This is a genomic window from Streptomyces sp. XM83C, from assembly GCF_023072675.1.
Lineage (GTDB): Bacteria > Actinomycetota > Actinomycetes > Streptomycetales > Streptomycetaceae > Streptomyces > Streptomyces thermocoprophilus.
The window spans coordinates 1-2,775 of record NZ_JALLGL010000490.1; the positions used below are offsets into that span (position 1 = coordinate 1).

Genomic DNA, 2,775 nt, shown 5'->3' on the forward strand with positions numbered 1-2,775 from the left:
GGTGTGGGGTGCGGGGGCCGACGGAGGTCACCCCGTCAGATCACCCTCATCCGCACCAGCGCCGCCAGCGTCAGCGCGCCCGGCACCAGCGGCAGCCACACCGTGATGATCCGGTACGCCAGCACGACCGCCGTCGCCACCGCCGCCGGGCCGCCCGCCGCGACGAGCGCGACCACCAGCGCCGCCTCCACCGAACCCAGCCCGCCCGGACTGGGCACCAGCGCCACCGCGACCGTCGCCGCCAGATACGCCACCGCCAGGTGCCCGGCCGGCACACCCAGCCCCAGCGCCCGCCCCACCAGCACCAACGCGCCCGCCTGTAGCGCCGGGAAGGCCAGTGCCCCGCCCCACAGGGCGAGCGCCCGCGCCGGCCGGGCGTGCACCGCACGCGCCTCGCCCAGCGCCGTCCGCAGAAAGCGGGACACCGCCGTCCGCAGCCGCCGTACGACGACCAGCGCGGTCGTCGCCGTCGCCGCCACCGCGGCCACCGCGAACAGCAGCGGCCCGAGCACGCCCTCCGGGAGCAGCGCACCCAGCCGCAGCGCGCCGGGGAACAGCGCGAGCAGCGTCGCGAGCATCGCCAGCCGGCCCACGCCCTCCGCGAGGAGATACAGCGCGAGCGCCGCCGAGGAGCGGGCCAGCGGCAGCCCGCACACCGTCAGGAACCGCAGATTCACCGCGCTCGCGCCGAGCCCGGTCGGCAACAGATGGTTGGCCGCGCCCGCCGCGAACTGCACGGCCAGCAACCGCCGCCGCGGCAGCCGCTCCACCACGGCGCCCTGCCGGGTGCAGGCCGCCGCCACCCAGGTCAGACAGGTCGTGCCGGCCGCCGCCGCCAGCCACGGCCACTCCGCGTCACGCAACTGCGCCAGACCCTCCGCGAGCACCGACCTGTGCCGTACGGCGACCACGGTGACCAGCAGCAGCGGCAGCAGACACAGCAACTGCCGTACGGGCAACCGGCGGGACAGCCGCCCCCGGGGGAGGCGGCGGAAACGGGAGAGCGGGGAGACATCGGGGAGCGGGACCGCGGCGCCCTCGCACGCGGGGTGCGGCAGCGTGCCGCCGGCGGGCCGCTGGATCGGGGACGACACGTCGTGTGCGGTCATCGGGTCCTTCGGACGAGGGGACGGGCGGCGGACATCGACCTCAACGATGTGCGAGGCCTCGCGTTGCTGTCCATCCGCACGGTGACCACCGCATGGACGCAGCCGTACGGCGTCATGGCCATCCGGCGGGACCGGCGTCGGCTCGTCCGCCTCGGCGTGGTCGCCGCGCTCCTCGTGCACGCCGGTGCGATGCCCGGCCGTCGGCGGCTGCCCTCGGCGGCGCCGGGGGAGGGCCTCGTCCTCGGTCCGCGGACCACGGTCTTCGACCATGTGCAGCGTATGCCCGTCACGTTCTTCACACGCACTCGTACGGCGGTGCTCGTCTCCCGTCTCAACGGTGAGGTGATCAGCGGGCGGTGCGTTTCGGTCACCTTCGCCGCGTCGCCACGGGTGGTGGGCCGGGCCGGGTCCGTCTCGGGGTTCCGGACCCGGCCCGGCCCGCGTCCGCACCCGCCGGACGGTGAGGGGACGCCGTCCGCCGGGTGCCGGTGCGCTTCAGTTAACGGCGCCGCGCGCACCACCGCATCTCCGGTGCGGCGAACGGGGGGAGAGGCCCTGGCCTCACCAGTGCGCCGGCCGCTCCAGGCCCGCAGGAACACGCGTCGCCGACGTGCCGCGCGCGGCGTTCAGCTGGGACTGGGTGACATAGATCGCGTCCGTCAGATCGGCGCCCGACAGATCGGCGTCCCGCAGGTCCGCGCCGATGAGATCGGCGCCGCGCAGATCGGCGTCCGAAAGGTCGGCCGCGACCAGCAGCGCGCCCCGCAGACTCGCCCCGCGCAGATCCGCCCCGGAGAGCCGGGCACCCATCAGATCGGCGCCGCGATGATCACGTCTGCGGCCGGGGAACCGCGCCGCACGCACCAGCTCGCTCGCCCGCAGCAGCAGCCCGTTGACCTCACCGCGCAGCGCGTCCACGTCCAGCGCGAGCAGGGCCTCGGCGTCCTGCCGGGTCAGGTCGTCGACACGGTCGTACGCCCTCCGCAGCTCCCGGTGCACCGGCCGCGCCGCGGGCAGGCGCAGCGCCTCGTCGGCGTACCGCAGCAGCTCGTGCAGCTGCCGCATCACCGGGAACACCGCGAACATGGTGCCCGCGCTGTCCGGCGCGGCCCGCCAGTCCTTGCCGCCGAACGTGACCTGGGAGACCTTCTGGCCCGCCCCGAAGCAGTCGAAGACCGTGCAGCCGCGGTAGCCCTCGTCGCGCAGGCGGGCGTGGATGCCGCAGCGGAAGTCCGTCTGGAGGTTCGAGCAGGGCTTGCCGGCGGGTTTGTCTGCGGCGAAGTCCGCGGAGCGGGCGAAGGGGAGGGCGACGCAGCAGAGGCCGAAGCAGTCGGCGCAGGCCGCCGTGAGGTTTTCGCGGCTCCCGCCGCCGGGGGTGCCGGTTGTCGCGTCCCGCACTGTCTCGTGCCCCTCTCGGCCGTGCCGGCCGGCCCCTGTGACCGTTCTGCCGGTCTGCCATTGTCGCAGGTGGTGGAGGGGGGTGTGCACCTGCGGCCGGTGGCGGGTCCTCGCGCAGTTCCCCGCGCCCCTCGTGCTTCCGGGGGGTGCCTCTATGTCCTTCGTCAAGGTGCCTGGGTTGGGTTGGAGGTGGTTTGGCTTGCTGGGGTCACGCGGCGAGTTCGACGGCCTTCGGTGTCCGGGATTGGTAGAAGGTGCCGTCGCGGAG

The 2,775-nt window shown here is 75.0% G+C and carries 2 protein-coding genes; both read right to left on the reverse strand.

Annotated elements, in window-relative coordinates; translation table 11 throughout:
* Positions 1-35 precede the first annotated feature (35 nt).
* Positions 36-935, reverse strand: a complete 900-nt coding sequence (locus MTQ10_RS29615; protein WP_308404615.1) for a lysylphosphatidylglycerol synthase transmembrane domain-containing protein — start codon at positions 933-935, stop codon at positions 36-38.
* A gap of 735 nt (positions 936-1,670) precedes the next feature.
* Positions 1,671-2,507: a pentapeptide repeat-containing protein gene (locus MTQ10_RS29625; protein ID WP_247473506.1), complete on the reverse strand. Its 837-nt coding sequence runs from the start codon at positions 2,505-2,507 to the stop codon at positions 1,671-1,673.
* Positions 2,508-2,775: the final 268 nt, after the last annotated feature.